The sequence below is a fragment of the Sphingobacterium sp. 40-24 genome (assembly GCF_001899705.1).
Lineage (GTDB): Bacteria > Bacteroidota > Bacteroidia > Sphingobacteriales > Sphingobacteriaceae > Sphingobacterium > Sphingobacterium multivorum.
On record NZ_MKWH01000005.1, the window covers coordinates 1 to 3929 of the forward strand.

The window sequence follows — 3929 nt, forward strand, 5'->3', positions numbered from 1 at the left end:
TGTAATAAATATTTTCTGTAGCAGCCTGCGCTGTTTCCATTGTAGCGGCAGGATAGAAATCTGTTTTCAATTGCTCTGTCAAGACCATCCGCACATTGCCCAGATGGTCTTTGATCATATAATCATATTCTAATGCCGTTAATGAATCATCGTTCACCAGATCATACACTGCCCGCACCCGGCCTTCTTCATGACTAAAAAATTGTAGTTTATCAGTATAACCCAACCCGGCGTTCACTGTCCCGTCCGAGTATTGTTTGCTCTCAAATATTGCTCCGTTCAGATAAGTGGTCGTGGTGGTGATATTGGTAGTGACCGGTGATCCTCCATAGGTCACACTCACCCCATTTTCCACTGTGATCTTTTTTAGTTTCACACCACTACCATCATAGACATAACTGATCGTTCCCTTATCGGCCGTGTTGGCATCATTGCGCATCGTGATCTGGGTTGGCAGGTTCAGGTGATTATACAGGATAGCCCCTCCACTGAGCATATCGGTGTTTGGCGCTACCGTTCCCTTCAACTGCTTGTTCAGGTCTATGACCAGGTTGCCATTGCGGTCATAGCCATAATCAGTGGCGGATGTATTTTTATCCGTAAAATCACCCAATTTGTGATCGGTGGTGCCGGTGCCGGATTCTGTTACGGCTTTCAGCCTGTTGCCTCCTGCATGGTAGGTATAGGTCAGGTTGTCAATCTGGGTAGGGCCGGTCAATTTCAAACCCCATTGTTTCATTTTTAAAATATTACCGTTGGCATCATAGGCCGTACCGTCATCGGCGCCGCTGCTGCCCATCTGCACGGTAAAGTCAGCAAGGGTCTTGTTCCAGGTGGTAGTACCACTGTTGTTCTGTTTGAACTCGGCTTTCAGCAGCCGGTTGGCTGCGTCATAGCTGAAGTCATATCTCCGGCGGATATCATCGCCATCGCTTTTCCAGGTCATGCCGCCAATATTCCCATTATACTGCGCAGCAGAAAAATTATTCCGGCTTTGCTGGTCAGCTTGTCATATCCCAGTTCAAAACCGAACAACTTGCCGTCAGTCGTTTGCCCTTCTGTTGTCAAACTGCTCTACCTATGTGTCATTATACAGATTCAGATTGTGCCTCACTGATAATCCTGCTAGTTCTGGATTGTTCAGGTATTCCTGCTACTTGAGAATCGAGACAATCTGGGTCTCGGTGAATCGTGATTTTTTCATGTTGACGTGTTTAAAATTAAGCTCTTTTTGCTAGCTTTAAACTGTCTGCGATAAAAGGGTACTTACAATTCGATAGACTGTGAGGGTGAAGCAAACGAAATGATCATTCAGAATTTACGCTAAACCATTCCAACGGTATGCGTAAAAAGCAAATCTATTAAATATAGTAACCCTCATTATAAATTAATTCTTGAAAGAAACCATTAGTTACCGTCAACTGCTAAATCCAGTTTCTCTTCGAGCAGCGAAGTTCGCAACAAGATCTGGTCAATCGTTGCTCCGTTATTAGCAGCAAAAGAACATAAGTTTTGGATTTTAGGCGCAGGTTGCTCATTTAATATTATATTCAGTTAATTTTAACAAAATGAAACATCTAAATGCTACATATATATGACTGTTGTTGATGAACTATTTATTTTGAATAAATACTTTCAAACATTATTTCATATCATAGAAGATTTATTAAACTCTGCAATTAATAAACATTAAAGGATGTCATTACTTGATATTAGTAAACTCAAAACATTAGGGCACAAAAAACAGTTAACATTTGCATATCTAGCTTGTGAACGAATGTTCCCAAATACCGCTTATTTTATAGAATTGGAGAATTTCGGTGACTTGCAATCGTTTAAAAAGGGAATAGATCTAGTTTATCGATCCATTTTCGGCCGTGAAAAAACTCTTTTCATCGAGGTTGATAGCGTGCTAAACTCTATTTATAATAGCATTCCTAGTACTACTGATTTCCCAACACCTTATGGTACACTTGCCCTATATAGTGGAAGCACTATTCACCAGAGTGTTTGTCTTATCAAAAATAATGATACAGATAAATTGTTAGAGGAGATATCTACATCCCCAATTAATGCCATTGATCTCTATATTCAAGAGCGAGATGATATGGATTATGATGACCCCCAGTTTGAACAAAAAATTACCAATGACCCATTGATGCAAACAGAAATAAATCTTCAATCTGGTATAATTCAATATCTAAGCAAGATTGACTTTGTTACCTCTGATGATGTCAATACTTTATTAAATGCTCAAGTAGAGCAAACCATCGCCCTTAAGTTCTAAAAAAATCGCCTAACCTATTTTACAGGATTTTAAGGGATTTTTCAATCAGGCTAGAGTTTTAATCTGTTGTATATCCTTTAGTAAATATGTCATTTGCAATTTTTTGCTGTTTCAAAGGACTAAGGGCTTCCCCACCACTATTGTTGATGGCTGTAGCACAACCAGCACAAATTGGCCTACTTGCTGCTACTCCCTGTACCTTAATGTTATTTTGTTCTGCGTACAATGCAATCTTTTGCTCGGCATGAATTCTTACATCACTCTTTTTACCCAAAACTTTATTTCCAACAGGTATCTCATCTGCAGTGAGTGCAGCTCTTTGCGCTGGGTTTAAACGGGCATTGCTTGATGCAACCATCGTAACCTCTTCACCTGCGGCATTTACGCCAGTACCTACAGCGGTTGTTGATTTAGATTGAGCTATCCGATCTTGTAGAACCTGAATATCTTTGGCTCGTTGTTGTAAAGACACTACAGCCGACTCACCCTCCATTGCTGCAGACTCAGTGGTACTAAGAACAGTAGATCCTACAGAGGTTGGAGCCGGGATTACGGGAGAAGGTATACCAGTTCTGTCTGTAACAAAAAGTGACACTCCTATGGCTGGGTTAAAGAAAGTAATAGTTAAGATCATAAGATCTTTAGAAATCTTTAATCCAGCGGCCAATGTTTCGGGATCTCTATAATTTGGGGGATTTTTAGAATCTATGACATATAATGGCTCCAAACCGTCTAAATCTATTGCATTTGGAACAGCATTACCTGCAAACTGATATGGTGTATAGTAGGGGAATTTGTCAGCTAATCTATCTATGCAAAAGAACCTGCCAACTTGGTTGTCGTAAAAACGGTTCTTGTAATCGTACCACTCCAGCCCTGAACCATCAGAAAACTCCCTGTTCTGTTGTTCATAGCTATTATATTTAATTTTATTCTCCGGGTTTCCGAATTCTAATGCCTTCGAACTGATCCCGGCCATGGTCAACCCAAACGGATAATAATGCGTCTCCTCCAACAACGGCCCTCTTACATGTGTCACCTGCAGATTATCAAAGAACACATCGTAGTTCGTTTCGTTGCTAGTATAAATATACAGATATCCGTTCTGATTCACCGGCATGTCCGGCCTGCTGAAGTGTTTAACGATACCGCTGGCCTCCACGACGTCTGCCCCGCTGTTGCCATTGCCTACGTATTTAAACTGCTCATCGAACAGCACCCAGTTCAGATAAGCCTTCGGCTTTCCGCTCACAGCCGGCTGATCCGACAAGAATGCACTGACCTGCGGATCAAGTATCGTACTACTTAGATCAGTAACGCCGATCTTGTCACCACTGATTCCCGGCGCACTGCTGATCAACGCCGATACGATCGAGGTCAGCGGGCTGGTATTGCTTCCACTGCTGCTGCCGGTCCACCAGGCACTTCCCTGAATATTGAACCTGTCGCCTGCTGTTACTTTCAACAGGATCGCCGGGCCGATCTTATTGCCGTCCCCTCTTACCAGGGCTACCTTGTCATTGGGATCAGTAAAGGTGTCGGTATACCCTGATGGCCGGTTCACCCGGGTCGCATCCAGATTGCTGTAATAAATATTTTCTGTAGCAGCCTGCGCTGTTTCCATTGTAGCGGCAGGATAGAA

At 42.2% G+C, this 3929-nt stretch carries 1 protein-coding gene and 2 pseudogenes; 1 reads left to right on the forward strand and 2 read right to left on the reverse strand.

Translation table 11 applies throughout. From position 1 onward, the window contains the following. Positions 1-799, reverse strand: a pseudogene (locus BGP15_RS01325) (hypothetical protein); the annotation flags it as partial. A gap of 897 nt (positions 800-1696) precedes the next feature. Here BGP15_RS01325 and BGP15_RS01330 point away from each other — a divergent pair. Beyond that, complete coding sequence (locus BGP15_RS01330; protein WP_286768502.1) at positions 1697-2287, forward strand: DUF416 family protein; 591 nt, start codon at positions 1697-1699, stop codon at positions 2285-2287. Between the two features lie 58 nt (positions 2288-2345). Here the strand turns inward: BGP15_RS01330 and BGP15_RS01335 are convergent. Next, a pseudogene (locus tag BGP15_RS01335) lies at positions 2346-3929 on the reverse strand (hypothetical protein); the annotation flags it as partial.

Excerpts from the sequence above, each read along its gene's own strand:
- BGP15_RS01330 (WP_286768502.1), top strand. The coding sequence starts at position 1,697 with ATGTCATTACTTGATATTAGTAAACTCAAAACATTAGGGCACAAAAAA.